At 31.8% G+C, this 19380-nt stretch carries 23 protein-coding genes and 1 tRNA gene; 16 read left to right on the top strand and 8 right to left on the bottom strand.

The features are described from left to right. Window positions 1-22: 22 nt before the first annotated feature. The 5 genes from jag to rpmH are packed head-to-tail and all read right to left on the bottom strand — an operon-like array spanning window position 23 to window position 2278. Window positions 23-835, bottom strand: coding sequence for an RNA-binding cell elongation regulator Jag/EloR (jag, locus tag WMO19_RS07270; RefSeq protein WP_349171071.1), 813 nt, complete (start codon window positions 833-835; stop codon window positions 23-25). After that, window positions 835-1569 (bottom strand): YidC/Oxa1 family membrane protein insertase, encoded by a 735-nt coding sequence (locus WMO19_RS07275; RefSeq protein ID WP_019125334.1) that lies wholly within the window; start codon window positions 1567-1569, stop codon window positions 835-837. Before WMO19_RS07275 ends, jag begins: the two co-directional genes overlap by 1 nt. 18 nt (window positions 1570-1587) lie before the next feature. Continuing rightward, complete coding sequence (gene yidD, locus WMO19_RS07280) at window positions 1588-1803, bottom strand: membrane protein insertion efficiency factor YidD (protein WP_081578741.1); 216 nt, start codon at window positions 1801-1803, stop codon at window positions 1588-1590. After that, entirely contained in the window at window positions 1800-2135 is a 336-nt protein-coding gene (rnpA, locus tag WMO19_RS07285; RefSeq protein WP_083303715.1) for a ribonuclease P protein component, read from the bottom strand. Before rnpA ends, yidD begins: the two co-directional genes overlap by 4 nt. Window positions 2136-2143: 8 nt before the next feature. Continuing rightward, entirely contained in the window at window positions 2144-2278 is a 135-nt protein-coding gene (rpmH, locus tag WMO19_RS07290; protein WP_019108208.1) for a 50S ribosomal protein L34, read from the bottom strand. A gap of 432 nt (window positions 2279-2710) precedes the next feature. Here rpmH and dnaA point away from each other — a divergent pair, with 432 nt between their 5' ends. The 10 genes from dnaA to WMO19_RS07340 all read left to right on the top strand — a co-directional run bounded on the left by dnaA (window position 2711) and on the right by WMO19_RS07340 (window position 13074). Then, a complete protein-coding gene (dnaA, locus tag WMO19_RS07295; protein WP_019125336.1) occupies window positions 2711-4060 on the top strand; it encodes a chromosomal replication initiator protein DnaA in 1350 nt (449 codons plus the stop codon). Window positions 4061-4208: 148 nt separating this feature from the next. Further along, the gene (dnaN, locus tag WMO19_RS07300; RefSeq protein WP_019125337.1) at window positions 4209-5303 is read left to right on the top strand and encodes a DNA polymerase III subunit beta; all 1095 of its coding nucleotides are present in this window, start codon (window positions 4209-4211) and stop codon (window positions 5301-5303) included. A gap of 2 nt (window positions 5304-5305) precedes the next feature. Continuing rightward, window positions 5306-5518: a S4 domain-containing protein YaaA gene (gene yaaA, locus WMO19_RS07305; RefSeq protein ID WP_019125338.1), complete on the top strand. Its 213-nt coding sequence runs from the start codon at window positions 5306-5308 to the stop codon at window positions 5516-5518. Further along, window positions 5515-6591, top strand: a complete 1077-nt coding sequence (recF, locus tag WMO19_RS07310) for a DNA replication/repair protein RecF (RefSeq protein WP_070610980.1) — start codon at window positions 5515-5517, stop codon at window positions 6589-6591. Before yaaA ends, recF begins: the two co-directional genes overlap by 4 nt. A gap of 13 nt (window positions 6592-6604) precedes the next feature. Next, window positions 6605-8518, top strand: a complete 1914-nt coding sequence (gene gyrB / locus WMO19_RS07315) for a DNA topoisomerase (ATP-hydrolyzing) subunit B (protein ID WP_349171073.1) — start codon at window positions 6605-6607, stop codon at window positions 8516-8518. A 9-nt stretch (window positions 8519-8527) separates the two neighbouring features. Beyond that, window positions 8528-10957 (top strand): DNA gyrase subunit A, encoded by a 2430-nt coding sequence (gene gyrA / locus WMO19_RS07320; protein ID WP_349171074.1) that lies wholly within the window; start codon window positions 8528-8530, stop codon window positions 10955-10957. Between the two features lie 8 nt (window positions 10958-10965). After that, on the top strand, window positions 10966-11277 hold the full coding sequence (locus tag WMO19_RS07325; RefSeq protein WP_349171076.1) for an STAS domain-containing protein: 312 nt from the start codon (window positions 10966-10968) through the stop codon (window positions 11275-11277). Between the two features lies 1 nt (window position 11278). Next, window positions 11279-11629, top strand: a complete 351-nt coding sequence (locus tag WMO19_RS07330) for an anti-sigma B factor (protein ID WP_019125343.1) — start codon at window positions 11279-11281, stop codon at window positions 11627-11629. A gap of 9 nt (window positions 11630-11638) precedes the next feature. Continuing rightward, the gene (locus WMO19_RS07335) at window positions 11639-12424 is read left to right on the top strand and encodes a SigB/SigF/SigG family RNA polymerase sigma factor (RefSeq protein ID WP_349171077.1); all 786 of its coding nucleotides are present in this window, start codon (window positions 11639-11641) and stop codon (window positions 12422-12424) included. Continuing rightward, entirely contained in the window at window positions 12424-13074 is a 651-nt protein-coding gene (locus tag WMO19_RS07340; RefSeq protein WP_349171078.1) for a transporter associated domain-containing protein, read from the top strand. Before WMO19_RS07335 ends, WMO19_RS07340 begins: the two co-directional genes overlap by 1 nt. Before the next feature lie 258 nt (window positions 13075-13332). Here WMO19_RS07340 and WMO19_RS07345 read toward each other — a convergent pair whose 3' ends face one another. Next, a complete protein-coding gene (locus tag WMO19_RS07345; RefSeq protein ID WP_349171080.1) occupies window positions 13333-13665 on the bottom strand; it encodes a phage holin family protein in 333 nt (110 codons plus the stop codon). 89 nt (window positions 13666-13754) lie between these two features. Here WMO19_RS07345 and cutA point away from each other — a divergent pair, with 89 nt between their 5' ends. Continuing rightward, entirely contained in the window at window positions 13755-14072 is a 318-nt protein-coding gene (gene cutA, locus WMO19_RS07350) for a divalent cation tolerance protein CutA (protein WP_288167260.1), read from the top strand. A gap of 97 nt (window positions 14073-14169) precedes the next feature. On the opposite strand, the gene WMO19_RS07355 is transcribed toward cutA, so the two are convergent. Continuing rightward, window positions 14170-14246 (bottom strand) — tRNA-Arg (locus tag WMO19_RS07355). Window positions 14247-14356: 110 nt separating this feature from the next. Further along, window positions 14357-15697: a D-alanyl-D-alanine carboxypeptidase family protein gene (locus tag WMO19_RS07360; protein WP_349171082.1), complete on the bottom strand. Its 1341-nt coding sequence runs from the start codon at window positions 15695-15697 to the stop codon at window positions 14357-14359. A gap of 178 nt (window positions 15698-15875) precedes the next feature. On the opposite strand from WMO19_RS07360, the gene folE reads away from it, so the two are divergent. Genes folE through WMO19_RS07385 form a run of 5 tightly spaced genes read left to right on the top strand, consistent with a single transcriptional unit; the run spans window position 15876 to window position 19058 of the window. Next, window positions 15876-16433 carry a GTP cyclohydrolase I FolE gene (folE, locus tag WMO19_RS07365; RefSeq protein ID WP_019125349.1) on the top strand — a complete coding sequence of 186 codons (558 nt, stop codon included), beginning with the start codon at window positions 15876-15878 and terminating at the stop codon, window positions 16431-16433. Then, a complete protein-coding gene (locus WMO19_RS07370) occupies window positions 16430-16909 on the top strand; it encodes an HD domain-containing protein (RefSeq protein WP_349171083.1) in 480 nt (159 codons plus the stop codon). Before folE ends, WMO19_RS07370 begins: the two co-directional genes overlap by 4 nt. Window positions 16910-16919: 10 nt before the next feature. Next, entirely contained in the window at window positions 16920-17738 is an 819-nt protein-coding gene (folK, locus tag WMO19_RS07375; RefSeq protein WP_349171085.1) for a 2-amino-4-hydroxy-6-hydroxymethyldihydropteridine diphosphokinase, read from the top strand. Then, entirely contained in the window at window positions 17728-18297 is a 570-nt protein-coding gene (locus tag WMO19_RS07380) for a glycoside hydrolase family 73 protein (protein ID WP_349171086.1), read from the top strand. Before folK ends, WMO19_RS07380 begins: the two co-directional genes overlap by 11 nt. A gap of 41 nt (window positions 18298-18338) precedes the next feature. Beyond that, the gene (locus tag WMO19_RS07385) at window positions 18339-19058 is read left to right on the top strand and encodes a hypothetical protein (RefSeq protein WP_349171088.1); all 720 of its coding nucleotides are present in this window, start codon (window positions 18339-18341) and stop codon (window positions 19056-19058) included. Window positions 19059-19380 lie beyond the last annotated feature (322 nt).

A 19380-nucleotide genomic window follows, 5' to 3' on the forward strand; every position in this document is an offset into this window, starting at 1 on the left:
AGCCCTCATAAATATTTTCTTTTTAATATTTTCTTTCCTTTTGAATTACAACTTTTCTAAAAGGATCTTTACCTTCAGAGTGTGTAAGCACTCCTTCATAATCTTGCAAGGCTGTATGGATAATTTTTCTTTCATAAGAATTCATAGGCTCAAGTTTAACTGACCTACCAGTCTTAGTTACCTTATTGGCCATTTTCTTTGCAAGATTTATAAGAGTTTCTTTTCTCTTTTCTCTATAACCACTAGAATCTAAGTTGACTCTAATATATCTTGAAGATTTTTTATTGACTATCAAATTTAAAATATATTGAATTGAATCAAGAGTTACACCTCTTTTTCCAATTAAAATTCCTAGTCTATTTTCATCTCCATTGACATTAATAGTTAGAACATTATCCTTAAGTTCCATTTCCACGCTGTTTTCAAGTTCAAAAGTATCAAGAATTTTTGAAATAAATTCTCTGGCAGCATCTAAAATTTCTTGGTTTTCTTCTTCAATGCTCTTTGTGCCTTCTTCTTCATCAATAACTTCTTGAGCTTCTTCAGTGGAAACTTCATTGTTTTCGATTTCAAGTTCAACATCATCGTGAACTACTTCCTGGCTCTTCTCTGTTTCAATTTCTTCATTAAATATTTCATTTAAAATATTTTTAGTTTCGTCTTCTCTTGGCCATACTTTTACAGTGGCATCCTTAGAACCAATAAGTCCCAAAAATCCCTTTTGACCTTCATCTAGTATTTCAATTTCAGCCTTTTCTCTAGAAATATTTAATTCTTTTAGAGCCTCTCTTACTGCTTCATCTACGGATTTTCCCGTTTTAATTACATAATTCATTACTTATCATTAACCTCAACTTCTTCAATCTCTTCTTCTACAATCTTATTAGTAATAAGCTGTTGGACTATTGAAAATATATTAGAAACAGTCCAATAAATAACAAGACCAGCTGCATATTTTCTCGCCATTGAAAAAATTAAAATTGGCATTACAACCATCATAGTTGTCATCATAGACTTAGCCTGATCAGCACCTGCGCCTTGAGTAGCAGGGTTTTTAGTAGTAATAAAACTTACTAAAAATGTTGAAACAGCAGCTATTACTGGCATAATTAAAGTTGTATCTGCATGATCAATATTTTCTATATAGAAGAAATTCTTGTTCATGGCTTCATAAAAACCTGGGTCTGTAAAAGCAAAGGTTTGTGGGTTTATAAAAACTCTATAAAAAGCAATTAATACAACCATTGTTATAATCATAGGAAGACATCCTGCAGCAACATTTGTATTATTTTCCTTATAAAGCTTTTGTTGTTTAGCAGCTAAAGTTTGCGGATCATTTTTGTACTTTTTTTGAATTCTCTTAAGCTCAGGTTGAATTTTTGCCATTTTCTTTTGATTTTTCATTTGAGAAATGTTAAGTGGCAAAATTAAAAGCTTAATAATAATAGTGGCAATAATAATTGAAAGTGCAAAATATGAAACTTGAGCTGGTTCATTTGGTATCATTGCAGCAAGTCCATCATAGATGAGCTTTACAAATCTGCCAAGTATAGAACTAATTAAATGCATTAATAAATTCCTCCAATATTAAATGAGAGGATCGTAACCGCCTTTATGAAAGGGATGGCATTTTAAAATCCTTCTAATAGTTAGATAAGATCCTTTAAAAAAACCATATTTCTCGTAGGCTTCATAACTGTATTGTGAACAAGTGGGTGTAAATCTACAGTGCCTTCCTGGTAAAAGATATGTGGAAATAAATTTTTGATAAAATCTTATTAATAACATACATATTTTACTCATTTAATCATCTTCTTTTGTCTTTTCAAAACAGAAAAAAAAGAATTCTTAAAGTCTTTAAAATCAGATTCACTGGCATCCTTTTTTGCAACGAATACATAATCATAACCTGATTTTATTTTATGAGAATTCTCCCTTAAAAGGTGTTTTAATCTTCTTCTAACAAAATTTCTATTTACTGCATTTCCAACTTTTTTAGTGACAGTTATGCCGAACCTTGGATAATCTCTATTATTTTCTACAGTAAAAAGAGTGATATATCTTGATCCAGAAATTTTCTTATTAGAATAAACCCTCTGAAATTCACTATTCTTTTTTAAATAACAATCCTTCATTATAAAACCTAAGCTGAAAGTCTCTTTCTGCCCTTTCTTCTTCTTGCCTTGATAACGGCTCTTCCTGATCTAGTTCTCATTCTTGAACGAAAACCATGTTCTCTTTTTCTTTGTTTGTTTTTTGGTTGAAAAGTTCTCTTCAAAGTTCTCACCTCTTTCTATCCTTATCATTTTATTTACAAATGGGAAAGTTGTCAAGCATTATCAATAAAATATCGATAAAATAATAGGATTTGCCACGAAAAATAAATAGAATAAAAAAGCTTTCAAAATCCAAGCTTGTTGATAAGTCTACCATTATTTGTTAAAATATATGTGGATAAATATGAAGTGTATGTAGATAAGAACAAAATTGTTTATAAATAAAGTTATTAACATTATGTTGATAAAGTGTTGATAATTTTATTTTTATTTTTCTAAAATTAGTAAATTTTCAATTTTTTACAGAAAATTATCAACAAATTTACTAAAAACTGCTTGTTTATAATTTTTTATCCACAGGTCTATTAACAAATGTAGATTTACTTATAAACAAAAAATTATAAACAAAGAGTATTTGTTAATGAGGAGGAAATATGGACAAAGAACTTTCCACTATGTGGGAATCTTTCTTAAAAGAACTTGAAAAAAGATCTATGTCTCAAGTTACATATTCCACTTGGTTTTCAAGAATGCTTCCAAAATCAATTGACTACGACAATAAAAAAATTGTAATTACAGTTCCATCACCCTTTATAAGAGATTATCTTGCCAATAACAAGAGACATTTCGATTTAGTTGGCGATGCCTTAAAGGAAATTACAGGAATTGATTTTGATATTAGCATTATTTCAGAAGATGAGGCAAGTGACACAAATCCTGCTGGTCTTATAAATAAGAAATTTTTAAATGTCTCAAGACTCAATCCAAAATATACTTTTGAGACTTTTGTAGTTGGCAAAAGCAATGAATTTGCTCATGCAGCAGCACTTGCAGTTTCTGAAAATTATGAAAATCCGCAAAATGCCTTTTCAAACCCACTTTTCATATATGGAGGTGTTGGACTTGGAAAGACCCATTTAATGCACGCAATTGGACATTTTGTACTAGAACAAGATCCTACTAAAAAAATTTTATATGTTACAAGTGAGCAGTTTACAAACGAACTTATTAATTCAATTCAAACTAATAAAAACGAAGACTTTAGAAATAAGTATAGGAAGGTTGATCTTCTCTTAATTGACGATATTCAATTTATTGCCGATAAAGATAGGACTCAGGAAGAATTTTTCCATACTTTTAATGAACTTCACGAGCAAAACAAGCAAATTGTACTTACTTCTGATAAACCACCTAAGGAAATTAAAAGTCTTGAAGAAAGGTTGATTTCAAGGTTTGCCTGGGGCCTTGTAGTTGATATTGGACCTCCTGATTTAGAAACTAGAATTGCAATTTTGAGAAAAAAAGCAGACTCAGAAGGTTTTGAAGTTAGCCAAGAAGTTATGAATTTTATAGCAGAAAATGTAAGAAGTAATATTAGAGAACTTGAAGGAGCCCTATCTCGAGTAATGGCATATTCTAAACTTACAGATTCTGAAATTTCAGTGGATTCTGCTGCCATTGTTCTTCGTGATATTTACGAAACTAAGGCAAAGAAACAAATTACTGCAGAATTTATAAAATCTGAAGTTGCAAAAAAATATGGGCTTACAATTGATGATTTAAATTCAAGAAAAAGAACTAAGGCCATTGCTTATCCAAGGCAAATAGCAATGTATATTACTAGAGAACTCACTGACTTGAGTCTTCCAAAAATAGGCGATGTATTTGGTGGTCGTGATCACTCAACTGTAATTCACGCTTACGATAAAATAAGAGAGGATTTAGATGATGATCCTATATTTAAAATTGAGATAACAAATTTAATAAAGGAAATAAAATCTTAATTGTTGATAAATTTCAATAAGTTTAAAACTTATCAACAGTTTATCAATATTAAATTTTATTTTATCTCATAGATTAGAGGGACTTATACACAAATCCACAAGCCCTACTACTATTACTAATTAATATACTATTTTCTAGGAGGAAAAAATGCTAATAAAGGTTAACAGAAAAGAACTGACAAAACATATTTCAATAGTTCAAAAGGCAATTTCTCAAAGAACAACTATGCAAATTCTTGAAGGTATAAAAATTACAGCTAAGGATAATACCTTAATACTTACAGCAACTGATACTGAAATAAGTATAGAGACAAAATTAAAGGCTATAGTTGAAAGAGAAGGAGAAATCGTAATAAATTCCAGACTATTTGGGGATATTGTCAGAAAACTTGAAAATGACATTATAAATATAAGCGTAGAAAATTATACGATGAACCTAAAATGTGGCGATTCTATTTTTAATATTTCTACTCAAAAAGCAGATGAATATCCAGATCTTCCAAAGGTTGAAGATGATATAAAGATAATAATATCTGCTAAGGATTTAAAAAATATTGTAAAGAAAACTACTTTTGCAGTTTCTACTGATGAATCAAGGATTGTCTTTACTGGTGTCTTAATGGATATAAAGAAGAATTTTATAAACTTTGTGGCACTAGATGGTTTTAGAATGGCAATTCAAAAACTCGTTAAGGAAACTGGAATAGAAAATAAAGTTATAATTCCATCAAGGTCTCTCAATGAACTTGTAAAAATAATTGATGACGATATAGATGTTGCCTTAAACATTTCAAGAAATAATATAGTCTTTAAATTTGATGAGACTGTATTTTATAGCACTCTTTTAAGCGGAGAATTCTTTAGTTACAGTGCACTTTTAAGAGATGAAAATAAAATTTCTACTACTGTATCTAAGAGAGAATTTCAACTTGCAGTGGAAAGAGCTTCTCTTCTTGCAAGAGAAGACAGGGCAAATCTTATAAAATTAAATGTAAATGAAAATTATATTAACATCAAGAGTAATTCAGAAATTGGAGATGTTTTTGAAAAAGTTAGGACATCTGAACATGATGAAAATTTAGATATTGCCTTTAATTCAAGATATGTTTTAGATGGAGTAAAAATTTTAGAATCAGAAGATATTGTGCTTAATTTCACAGATTCTGTAAATCCACTTATAATTACAGAAGCTGAAGATGAGACTTATATATATCTTGTACTTCCAGTAAGACTTGCGGGGTAAAGATGGAAACTATAAAGATAGACACTGAATTTATAAAATTAGATTCTCTCTTAAAACTTACAGGACTTGCAGAATCAGGTGGCTTTGCAAAAACTATGATTTTAGATGGACTTGTTAAAGTAAATGGAGAAGTAGAAACTAGACGAGGAAAAAAATTATACAAAGGAGACAAAATTTCCTTTGCAGGAAATGAATTTGTAATTGGTGAGAAATGAAACTCAAATATCTAAGACTTTTTAATTTCAGAAATTACAAGAGTTTAGATTTTATTCCTGGTGAAAATATAAATGTGCTTTATGGCTTAAATGCTTCAGGAAAGACAAATTTAATTGAATCAATTTATATGTCTATAAGGGCAAACTCCTTTAGAAATCCAAAGGACAAAGACCTCATAAATATTGACGAGAATGCTTCTAGCATAATAAGTAGATTTAATACTGGCGATTATAAAGATGACTTTCGTGTTGAAATTTCAAAGTTTGAAAATAAAAAATTATTTATCAATGATGAAAAAGTAAACACCAAGGATTACAGAAAATCAAGGTTTGTAGTCCTCTTTAATCCTGATGATCTCAATATTATAAAATATTCACCAAAGGAAAGAAGAAAATTTTTAGATGATTTACTGTCAAATATCGATTTAAATTACGATTTTTATATGTATAGGTACAGAAGACTTTTATTCGAGAGAAATAGACTCCTTAAGATGAATATGGATAAAAATCTTTTAGATGTGTATGACAGAGAAATGGTAAAAAATGGCACAAAAATCATTATCATGAGGCTAAAGACCATTAAGAGGTTAAATGAAATCGCAAGAGAGCATTATAAATTAATTTCTGGCGATGATTTAAATATAACCTATCTTTCCACAGTTCCAGTTTTAGTAGATGAAAGAGAACTTATGGAAAGTTATTTAAAACTAATGAAGGATTCTCTTCCAAAGGACATAGAAAAAAAATACACGACTATAGGTCCTCACAGAGATGATTTAGATTTTAAGATCAACAAATTTTCTTCCAAGAGTTACGGCTCCCAAGGTGAACAGAGAAGCATTGTACTTAGTTTAAAATTAGCTGAAGCAGATTTAATTAAAGATTTATATAAAATAAAGCCTCTTCTTCTCTTAGATGATGTTTTTTCAGAAATTGATTCCAATAGAAGTAGGTATTTATTACATTCATTAAAAGATTTACAGACCTTTATTACTACTACAGAAACTGATGACTTTTTAAAATCAGTTGATGCAAATTTTTATAAAATAAGTGAAGGTAAAGTAATGTATTAGAATAGGAGATAAAATGGCAAAGGACAAAAGACATTATGACGCATCGGACATACAGGTCTTAGAGGGATTAGATCCCGTTAGAAAAAGACCAGGTATGTATATTGGTTCTACTGGACCAAGGGGCTTGCACCATCTAGTTTATGAAGTTGTAGACAACTCAATAGATGAAGCTCTAGCCGGCATATGCGATCACATAATTATTAAAATTAATAAAAATGGAAGTGTAGAAATTTCTGATAATGGTTCAGGTATTCCAGTTGCTATACATCCACAAACTGGCAAATCTACAGTAGAAACTGTACTTACAATTCTTCACGCAGGAGGAAAATTTGACAACTCTGCCTACAAAGTTTCTGGTGGACTTCACGGTGTAGGTGTATCTGTAGTAAATGCTCTTTCCAATAAATTAGTTGCAACTGTTAAAAGAGATGGAAAAATCTACAGGCAAGAATTCTCCAAGGGCATAAGAAAAAGTGAACTTGAAGTAATTGGGGAAACTAAATTAGACGATACTGGCACAACAATTTATTTTGAGCCAGATGATACTATCTTTGAAACTGTAGAATTTTCTGACGAAGTTCTCTCTAAAAGATTTAGAGAGATGGCTTTTCTAAATAAGGGCATTAAAATTGAATTCATTGATGAGAGAAATAATTTAAATGAAGTTTACCACTATGAAGGCGGAATTAAATCCTTTGTTGAATTTATAAATAAGAAGAAAAAGCCAATTCACGATGAAATTATTTATATAGATGAAGTTAGAGAAGAAACAGCAGTAGAAATTGCAATTCAATACACAGATTCTTACTCAGAAGTTGTGCTTTCCTTTGCAAATAATATTAATACTGAAGAAGGTGGAAGTCACCTTTCAGGCTTTAGGTCTGCTCTTACCAGAACCTTAAATGATTATGGCAGAAAAAATAATATTATTAAGGAAAAGGAAGAAAATCTTTCTGGTGAAGATGTTAGAGAAGGAATTTCTGCAGTAATAAGTGTAAAACTTACTGATCCACAATTTGAAGGACAAACTAAGGCAAAACTTGGAAATTCAGAAACTAGGGGAATTGTCGATTCAGTTTTATCTGAAGATTTAGCAGTTTTCTTGGAAGAAAATCCAAAAGTTGGAAAACAAATTTTAGACAAGGCCCTATCAGCAAGAAGAGCAAGAGAAGCTGCTAGAAAGGCAAGAGACTTAACTAGAAAGAAAAATAACCTTGAGTCCATGACTCTTCCTGGCAAACTTAAAGACTGTCAAAATGATGATCCAGGAAAAAATGAAATCTTCCTAGTAGAAGGTAACTCTGCCGGTGGTTCTGCTACTGACGGCAGGGATTCAGCCTACCAAGCAATACTTCCTCTAAGAGGAAAGATTATGAATGTTGAAAAGGCAAGACTAGATAAGATGCTCAATTCATCTGAAATTCGTGCTATGATAACAGCCTTTGGAACAGGTATTGGAGAAGAATTTGACATAAATAAGCTAAGGTATGACAAGATAATAATCATGACTGATGCCGATGTGGACGGTGCCCATATTATGACCCTTCTTTTGACTTTCTTCTTTAGATATATGAAGCCACTCATAGAAGAAGGACATGTATATGTTGCTCAAGCTCCACTTTATGGAATAGAAAAGGGAACTAAAATCCTTAGATACTGTCACAATGAAAAGGAACTTAGACTTGCCCTTAAAGAATACAAGGACGCAAAGATAAATATTAAGAGATATAAGGGTCTTGGTGAAATGAACCCAGAACAACTTTGGGAAACTACAATGAATCCGGACAACAGACTTCTTTTGAAGGTAAATATAGATGATTTATCTGAAGCTGATGACACTTTCTCAATTTTAATGGGAACTGATGTTGAGCCAAGAAGAGATTTTATAACAGAAAATGCAATTTATGCAGATTATATAGATGCATAGGGGTGAAAGATGACTGAAAATAAATTTATAGAATCAGGAATACTTGATGTAGATATTAATAAAAAGATGAGGTCCTCTTATCTCGATTATTCAATGTCTGTAATAGTTGCAAGAGCACTTCCTGATGTACGCGATGGACTAAAACCAGTTCACAGAAGAATTTTATACGGCATGCAAGGACTTAACCTTGCATCAGGTGGACCTTACAGAAAGTCAGCAAGACTTGTTGGGGATGTAATGGGTAAGTATCACCCTCATGGTGACTCATCTATTTATGAAGCAACAGTAAGACTTGCACAAGATTTTAACACAAGATATCCACTAGTTGATGGACAAGGAAACTTTGGTAATATTGATGGCGATGGCGCTGCAGCTATGCGTTATACAGAAGTAAGAATGACTAAGCTTGCAGAAGAAATGCTAAGAGATATAAACAAGGACACAGTTGATTTTGTTCCAAACTTTGACGAAAACGAAAATGAACCAACAATACTTCCATCTAGATTTCCAAATCTTTTGGTAAATGGTTCCTCTGGTATAGCCGTAGGTATGGCTACAAATATGGCTCCCCACAACATGAATGAATCCATTGATGGGATTATAGCCTATATTGAAAACGACAATATTTCTATTGCTGAATTAAATGAAATAATTAAGGGACCAGATTTTCCTACAGGTGCTCAAATTATGGGAACTGAAGGAATAAAGGAAGCCTACGAAACAGGCAGAGGAAAAATAACTGTAAGGGCAATTGCAGAAGTAAAGAGTTTTAAAAATAATCGTGAAAAAATTGTAATTACAGAACTTCCTTATCAAGTAAATAAATCTGCTCTAATTATGAAAATTGCTGAACTTGCAAAAAATAAAGTAATTGACGGAATTTCAAATATAACAGATGCTTCAAATAGAAAGGGCATCAACATAATTGTTGAACTAAAAAGAGATGCCAATGCAGAAGTTGTTTTAAATAAGCTCTATAAAAATACACAAATGCAAACAACTTTTGGAATTATAAATCTTGCCCTAGTAAATGGAAGACCAGAAGTTTTAAATTTAAAGGAAATCATAAGATATTATGTGGACCACCAAGTTGAAGTTGTAACTAGAAGGACAAAGTTCGACTTAGATAAGGCTGAAAAGAGAGCTCACATAGTTGAAGGACTTTTTATAGCCCTTGATAATATTGACAGAATTATAAAAATTGTAAGGTCATCAAAGGATGACAATGAAGCAAAGGAAAAGTTCTACCAAGAATTTAAATTATCTGATGCACAGTCTCAAGCTATTTTGGATATGAGAATCAGAAGACTTACAGGACTTGAAAGAGAAAGACTTGAAGCTGAATATGAAAAGCTAAAGGCAGACATAAAATGGTTTAAGGAAGTTTTGGAAAATAACGATGTACTTATGAATGTCATAAAAGAAGAACTTCTTGAAATAAAAACAAAGTATGGTGATCTTAGAAGAACTGTAATTTCTCACGACAGAACTGATATTGAGATGGAAGATATTATTAAGAGAGAGGATGTTGTAATAACTCTTACTCAATTTGGTTACATCAAGAGAATGAGTGAGGGAACTTATAAGCCACAAAAGAGAGGCGGCAGAGGAGTCTCCTCTGGAAATATGAGAGACGAAGATTTTGTCAAAGAACTTTTTGTCACATCAACTCACGATATGATTTTATTCTTCACATCTTTAGGAAATGTCTTTAAGTTAAAGGCTTATGAAATTCCAGAAGATTCAAGAACTTCAAGGGGAACTGCAATTATTAATCTACTTGATCTTCAAGAAGGTGAAAGAGTTACTTCAATAATTCCAGTGGAAGAATATGACCCTGACATGAATTTCTTAATGGTTACAGAAAAGGGACTTATTAAGAGAACTCCTTTTAAGGAATATAAAAATATTAGAAAATCTGGAATAATTGCCATAAAATTAAATGAAGGCGACAAGTTAATTGATGTTCATTTAACTAAGGATGAGGAAGATGTAATCCTTGTAACTAAAAAAGGTCTTGCCATAAGATTTAATGAAGAACAAGTTAGAAAATCTGGCAGAAATTCTATGGGAGTTAAGTCAATTGATTTGGCTGAAGATGACATTGTAGTTTCATCTGATTTACTTTGCGAAGATAAGTATCTTCTCGTAATATCAGAAAATGGTTTTGGAAAATTAACTGAAATAGCTAAATACAGACCACAAAACAGAGGCGGCAAGGGACTTCTAACTTATAAAATTACTAAGAAGACTGGAGATGTAGCTGCTGCTGCAGTAGTGGAAAAGGAAGACGATGTAATGATAATTGCAGATTCTGGAATTATTATTAGAATTTTGACAGAGGACATTTCAATTCAAGGAAGAAATACTTCTGGGGTTAAACTTATGAACTTGACAGATGCTAAAGTTGTAGCTGTTGCCAACTATATTGGAGATTAGGAGGCTTTATGGAATTTAAATTAGAGTCAAAAAATACTGATGAATTTTTAGTTTTATATCCCAAGGGAGAACTTGATGTATATAATACAAAAAAATTTAAAGAAAAATCTTTAAAGATTTATGAAAAAGACAAAAAAGATATTTTATTTGACTGCATTGACTTGGAATATCTTGACTCAACAGGTCTTGGTTCACTTATTTTCATCTTAAAGGAAATAGAAAAAGACGGTCATAAAATTGTAATTGAAAATCTAAACAATTCAATACTAAAGCTCTTTAAGATAACTAAACTTGAAGATATGTTTGAAATCAGGGGGTAGTATGGATAGGCTTAAATATCAAATACCAAATGATGCAAAATATTTTTCTACAGTAAGGCTTATGCTATCAGGAATCTTAAATCTTTTAAATAGAAATATTGAAGAGATTGAAGACTTAAAAATGGCAGTTACAGAAAGTTTAAATATTGCACATAATTTAAATGAAGAAGATCATATTGACTTGGTATTTGAAATAGAAGATGAAAAAAATATAAAAATTTGTGTAAGTGAAATTGAAGAAGAAAAACTAGAATCATGTGAGAAATTATTCCTCGCAAAAACGATTATAGACTCTCTTGTAGACGAATGTTATTTTAATGAAAATACATTTATTTTATCAAAAAAATTGTAAGGATTTGTTATGAATTTAAAGGAATACAACAATTTAGATAGAAGGCTTACAAAAGAAGAGAGAAAGGAACTTTTCAAAGAATATCACGAAACTGAAGACCAAGAAATAAGAGATATTTTAATAGAAGAGCACCTCTATATTGCAGAAATCCTATCTAAAAAATATACAGGTAGGGGGATAGATTACGACGATATTTATCAGGTTGCATCTATTGGTTTAATCTATGCTATACAGAGATATGACCCAGACAAGGGTTTCGAGTTTTCTTCTTTTGCCACGCCAACTATTATTGGAGAAATTAAAAAATATTTTAGGGACAATGGATGGACTATTAGAGTTCCAAGAAGAATCCAAGAACTTTCTAAAAAAATTGCAAATGCAACTGTAACCCTATCTCAAAAATATCAAAAGACTCCAACTATTGATGAGATTGCAGAATTTTTAAATTCAACTCCAGAAGAGATTATGGAGGCTATGGAAGCATCAAAGGTCTACACTCCACAGTCTCTTGACATAACTTATGATTCAGGAGACGAAAGTGAAGTTAACCTATCTGATCTAATTGGAGTAGAAGAAAAATATTTCGACAAAATTGAATCAAATGACTTTTTCAAAAGAGCCATGGAAAATTTAGACGAAGTTGAAAAAACTGTTTTAATTGACAGATATTTTAATAAAAAGACACAAGTTGTCATTGCAAAGGAACTTAACATTTCACAAATGACAGTTTCTAGGATAGAAAAGAAAGTTTTGGAGAAAATGAAAAAAGAACTAGCTAAGACTATGGAGGTATAATGAACAGAAATAGGTATCTAGTTACACTTTTAAGACTAGTAAATATATTTGAAATAGTTGTGTCTATTATGTTAATAGCTGGAGTTGTTATATCAGTGCCAGATATTTTGAAATATTATTTTAAAATACTTACAAGCGATGCCACACTTTCCTACAAAATATTTCAAAATTTCCTTTCCCATGTACTGTTACTAGTAATAGCAATAGAATTTGTAGTCTTGATGATTGCACATACTGATACAAACATCATTCACTTAATATTACTTGTAATTTCAAGAAAGATGTTAGTATATTCAGACAATATGTTGGACTTACTTATAGCTACTGTTGCAATAGCAGTTTTATTTGCTACTAGAAAATTTTTACTCACTGGAGTTAATATGGATGTATCAGGAAATGAAAATAATGAATTTTCTGCCTCAACGCCTATTAAGATTCTCAACAAAAAGTATAGCTTTGATATTGAACCAGGAGATTCAACTACACTTGGAGGTTATGTAACAGCTCTTCTAATTAAGAATGCAGAAGAAGCAGAAGCAGGAGTAATAGTCGAAGATGGAAATTACATCTTCCAAATAGTAAAAATGGCAACTGGTGGAGTTATAGAAACTGTTTCAGTTAAAAGAATTGACGAAAAAGGAAAAAAATAATTTTAAAGACCTATTAGCTTGATTAAATTTCAAGTAATAATAGGTCTTTCTTTTATAATTTAAAAAAATTTTTGCAAATAGATTTGAATTTAATATAAAATTTGAAGCTAAAGGCAAGCAATTACTAACAAATGTAGATAAAAACAAAAAAATGTGGATAACTTTTTATAAAAAAACTCAAATTTTAACAAAAAAACATAAAAAATCCTTACTTATCCACAAAAAAGACTCGAGATTTACTCGAGCCTCAAAAATTTATTATAAAGTTTTTTTGCCAGCTGGCATAAAAGAATCCACAATACCAAGAACAAGAGCACCAATAATAGCACCAAGAACTGATACTGTAAATCCGTCTACAATTTTGCCTGTAATGAATAAAATTATAGCGGCAACAACAAATCCAACGGCGCCTCTGCCAAAAGCTGATGCGTCAATGCCTGTGAATTTATTAATAGCCCAGTCTAAAATTCCTATTACAATACCTGCCATAATTGCAGTTGAATATCCATCTGTTTGAATGCCTGGTGATAAGGCAGAAGTTATAAGTACTGCTATTCCACTAACTAGGATTTTAATTAAAAGTTTTATCATAATCTTCCCTCCTAATTAATTTATAACCAGATGTTATAGCTTTAAACAAATTTTAATAAGTTTGGGTATATAGAGAGGGGAGGTTTATCATGGAATTTTTAAAAATAGAAGTATTTATACCGAGAGAAAATACAAAAAAATTAATGGAAAAAGTAAATGAAGGCGGATTTTTAAAGGAAGAAAATTATGACTTTTGCTATGCTGAAACACCTGTCACAGGTCACTTTAGACCCATAGAAGGAGCAAATCCCTACATAGGTAGTCTTGGAAAAGTGGAAGATGTCCTAGAAAATAAGGTCGAGTTTAGGATAAGAAAAAAAGATTTAGATGAAGTAATGAAAATAATAAGAGAAAACCATCCCTATGAAGTTCCAGTAATAAATGTAATAGAGCTTTATAAGGATTAAAGAAAAATTTTCGCAAAATAAAAAATTTTATGAAATAAAAAAATTTGTGAAATAAAAAAATTTGTAAAAAAATCACCTGCCCTTGGCAAGTGATTATTGGCGTCCACGAGAGGAGTCGAACCTCCGGCCCCACGCTTAGGAGGCGTGTGCTCTATCCTACTGAGCTACGTAGACCTATAAAATAATTGTATAAAAAATTTTAAGAAGTGTCAATTATTTGTGACACTTCTATTTTTTATTAATTTTTTGAAATTTATCGAAAGTTTAAAATTAAAGACTAAAATTTATGCTGCCTTTTCCATGTTGACAAAAATTTCTTCGAAGACTCTTTTAAATTTGTTGAGAAATCCTCTCTCATAGACTTTGTCCTTAACTATTAAATCACTTTCATAAATTAAGTCGTCATCTCTATAAAAAGAAATTTTTCCAACGCTTGTGCCTGCTTCTAGGGGAGCCTTTAAGTACTCGTCAATTTTTACAATTTCCCTTAATTTTTCGTCAGACTTTGAGAGAACATATCCCACTTCCTTTTGATAGACTGGTATGTTTTCATCTTGAGAGTTAAGGACTTCAATGGTCCTCACTTCTTTACTTGTGTCGCCTACTGCATTATAGCCATAGCCTTCAAAGCCCCTTGTGATTAATCTTTTGCAAGCCACAAATCTTTCAAAATCAGAATTTGAACCAGTTGTTATACAAATTAACCTCATGTCCTTTGATTTGTTTTCCTCGCCCTTTTCAAGGCCTGTTAAGATTACACACCTGCCTGCTGCATTTGTGTAGCCAGTTTTTAGGCCGTCCACTTCAGGCACAATGCCAAGGACGGGGTTTGTGTTGTACTCAATAAAATTTCTGTCAGGCTCTTCTATTTTTTCAATACTTGTGTACTTTAAAATTTCAGGATGGACCTTCAAAAGTTCTCTTGCAAGCTTAAACATTTCTCTGGTAGTCATCTTGTTGTATTCTATAATTTCATAATTTGTAAGTCCAGTTGGGTTTATCATGAGGGCATTTTTTAGTCCAAGTTCTTCGCACTTGTCATTCATCATCTTGACAAAGCCTTCTGTTGAGCCGCCAATATATTTTGCAAGGGCTGTTATTGCATCGTTACCTGAGACAACCATTGATGCCTCAATTAGTTTTTCGACGCTTACCTTGTCCCCTTCCTTTAGTTTAAAGGAAGAGCCCATTAGGGATGCCACTTCGTGGTCAATTTCAACCTCATCATTTAGTGAAATTTTCCCCTCTTCAATTTTATCTAAGACTACAAAGATGGAAACGAGTTTTGAAGTGGATGCCATTGCACGAACTTCATCTAAGTTGTAGCCGTCTATAATTTCGCCAGACTTATAATCTCCCAAGAGATAGGATTTAGTAAGTCCCTCTAAGGGAACTTCTTCTAATTTTTTAATTTTGTCTGCCTCATATTGGTTTGCCTTTTGCACACCCTCTTTAGTTGGCACTAAAAAGTTTTGATTTCTAATTGTATTTGGATCAACTTCTTGAGCTGTTGTATTTGTATTTGCATTTGCATTTTCTACTGCCGCACTATCTACAGCAACTACATTTAGGGGAGTTGAGAGAAAGATTAGGGCAGCAGATAAGCATAGAAGTAATTTCTTCATCTTACACCTCGGCAAATATTGTATCAAATTATAAATAAATTGTAAATTAATGATAGTATTAACTTGATTAAATTATTACAATCGCTAATTTATGGGTATTTAATGTAAATGTTAAGACCAATGTGTTATAATAAAATTTATAAATTTACAAATAAAAGGAACCCATGAGGAGATTATAATGGATAAAGAAAAAATTGAAAAAGCTGTAGAAATGATAATCGAAGCAATTGGAGAAGACAAAACTAGAGAAGGTCTAGTTGAAACTCCAGCAAGAGTTGCAAGGATGTATGAAGAAGTCTTTGCTGGAATTGGCAAAACTGCTGAAGAACATCTTTCAAAAACTTTTGAAATCACTGAAGACAATATAGTTGTAGTAAAGGATATAAACTTTTACTCAATGTGCGAACATCACTTCCTTCCCTTTTATGGCAAGGCACACATCGCCTATATTCCAGACCAAAAGGTTGCAGGACTTTCTAAACTTGCAAGAACTGTAGAAACTTATGCAAAAAAACCACAACTTCAAGAGAGACTTAGCATTGAAGTTGCAGATGCCATGATGAAATACCTTGAGCCAAAGGGAGTTTTAGTTGTAATTGAAGCTGAGCACATGTGCATGAACATGAGGGGAGTTAAAAAACCTGGCTCAAAGACTGTTACAGCTGTAGCCAGAGGAGTTTTGGAAACAGACGAAAAGCAAAAGCAAGAAGCTTTTAGGTTAATTGAATTCAAGTGAAAAATACAAACAAAATAGTTTTAAGTAAAATTTACAGGGACTATTTAAATGAATTAGAAGACCTTGAAAGAGACAGATTTTTTTGCAGGCACAATTACGAGCATTTTATATCTGTGGCTAGAATTTGCTATATATTAAAATTAGAAGAAGATGTAGATGTAGATAAGGACATGATTTATGCCACCGCCATCCTTCACGATTTGGGACGAGTCCTAGAAATAAAGGAAGGCATAAACCATGCCATAGGATCAGTTGAAATAGCGAGGGAAATTTTAGAAGTTACAGACTTTTCTCTTGAAGAAAAAAATAGAATTTTAAGCTGCATTTCTTATCACAGGACTAAGGATGCCGCAGAAGACGAATTTTTTAATATTTTTTATAGGGCAGACAAGCTTTCAAGACCTTGCTTTAGGTGTCCTGCCTATGATGAATGCAATTGGTCCTACGAAAAGAAAAATCACGAAATAATATATTGATGGGAGAATTATGGATTTTATCAAGATAAAAGACCTTGAAGTTTATGCAAATCATGGACTTTTTGGAGAAGAAAAAAAACTTGGACAAAAATTTTTAATTAGTGCAGAAATTGGACTAAGCTTTAGAAAATGTGCAATAGAAAAAAATTTGGATGAATCCATTGATTATGGAAAATTATCCCACCAGCTTTACGACCTATTTGCCAATGAAACTGAAGACTTAATCGAGACTCTTGCCTACAAGCTTACAAAATTTATTTTTGACACTTATGAAATAGCACAGACAGTTGAAGTCACTATAAAAAAACCTTGGGCACCAATAAATTTGCCCCTGGACACAGCATCAGTTAGCTGCAAGAAAAAGAGAAGAAATTATTATATAGGCATTGGCACAAACCTTGGCGATAGAGAAGGATATATAAAAAGCGCCCTTGAAATGATGGAAGAGGAAGGCTTAAAGATTCTAGAAAAGGCAAGTATAATAGAGACTAAGGCTTGGGGCAAAACTGACCAAGGCGACTTTTTAAACACAGTTGTAAAAGTATCTTCTTATGAAGATCCACTTGACCTACTTCACATTTTGCAAAAGATAGAACTTGATTTAGGTAGAGTTAGACACGAAAAATGGGGCGAAAGGACAATTGACTTAGATATTTTATTTATCGATAGAGAAATTATCTTTACTGACGAATTAGTAGTGCCTCATCCCTATATTGCAGACCGTGAATTTGTTTTGGAATCCTTAAAGGAACTAATTCCAAATTATTTTCACCCAATTTTAAATAAAAAAATAAGCAAACTTTATGAAGAAGTGAAAAATGAAAATTAAAAAAATTGGCTGCGGCTGTCTCATAATCATCCTAAGCTTTCTTGCCATTGTTTTTGTAATGAGCTTTTTCATAAATAGGGCAGAAAAAAGAAAAGCCCTGGAAGAAGAAAATTACAGAGAAAATTATATAGAAGAAAGTGCCAAGCTGGCAGTTAGAGTTGCCAAGAGAAATGATCTCTTTCCTTCAGTTATGATTGCACAGTCAATCCTTGAGAGCGACTGGGGAAGGTCTGAGCTTTCCCGAGAATACAACAACTATTTTGGCATAAAGGCAGTGAAAAAGGGTGACGGCATAGTCTTTGAGACAGAAGAATATGTGGAAGGGCAAAGTGGAAGGTACATGGAGTCTTTTAAAAAGTATTCTTCAAAGAGTGAGTCCTTTAACCACTACGCCAAACTTCTTTCCACTGCAAAGAGGTATGCAAAAGTAAAAACTGCCAAGGACTACAAGGAGGCAGCAAAGTATATTCAAGAAGGCGGCTATGCAACAGACCCCAACTATGCCGAAAAAATAATATCTGTAATAGAAAAATATGGCTTAAATAAATATGATGAATAATAATCCCAAGAGGGATTATTTTAATGAGAAAGGAGCAAAAATTGAATAAAAAATTACAAAATATAATTCTCGCTGTTTCCATCCTAATACCCTTTGGCTTTCACTTATCAGGAATGAAGTCACAATTGGGACAAGCAAGTATAATGTATTCCATACTTTGGGCAATAATTAATTACCTATTTATAATGACTGCAGTGGATTTCTCTACAAAATTTAATAAAATCTTAAAGCTTCCCGGCTTAAAAATAAGAAAGAGGACTTATTATATCAATATTATCGTCTACATAGGATTTTTAATTTTTGTAAATATATATTTCTTGCAACAAATATATCTAAGAAATGTGGAAATAATAAATACTTTGGCAAGCCCAATATTTTTAATAGGACTATTTTTATTATTCCTATACAACATGCAAAATGGAAAATTCCCTAAAAAAGAAGAAAAAGAAACAGATATATACGAAATTTCTCGCAAATCATCCTTTAGAGATGGAAAAGACAGGCTAGGAACACTTGTAGGATCCTACGACAAGGGACTAGTAATTGGCAACTATTACTTCCCCTATGAAAATATGAAATCTATTTCCAAGTCCAAGGACGAAGAAATTATGATTAAGGGTAGAGAAGATTCCAAGAACTATATAATAAAGATTGGCTCTCTAAACTCTGCAAATCAAACAATTATTGAGTTAAACAATGCCCTCAATGAAGGAAAAATTGACGAGAAAAAAATAAATTTAAAAAAGATAAAAAATTTTTAGGAAAACATTGACAAAAATGCACTCATGCATTATACTATAGTTAAGCTAGCTGAAGAAAACAAATTGGTAACTAAGAAAAGGTGATTCCAATGAAGAGTTTTGATTTATCCCGCAAGGGAAAGGTAGCAAAGTATCTCATTTGAAGTAGCTAAGTGCTAAAGGTTTAAATGCTTAATTTAAGAGATATGAAGCTATAGGTACATAACAACTGAAAATTTTAAAATTTAGAGATCCGTAAGGGTCTCTTTTTTTGGCTCTATGTCAAATATTGGGGAGACTCGTTAACTCGAGTCTCTCTTTTCATTTAAAAATCAATACTTAG

Source organism: Peptoniphilus hominis (ex Hitch et al. 2025) (genome assembly GCF_040096015.1).
In the GTDB taxonomy this organism is placed as follows: domain Bacteria; phylum Bacillota; class Clostridia; order Tissierellales; family Peptoniphilaceae; genus Peptoniphilus_A; species Peptoniphilus_A hominis.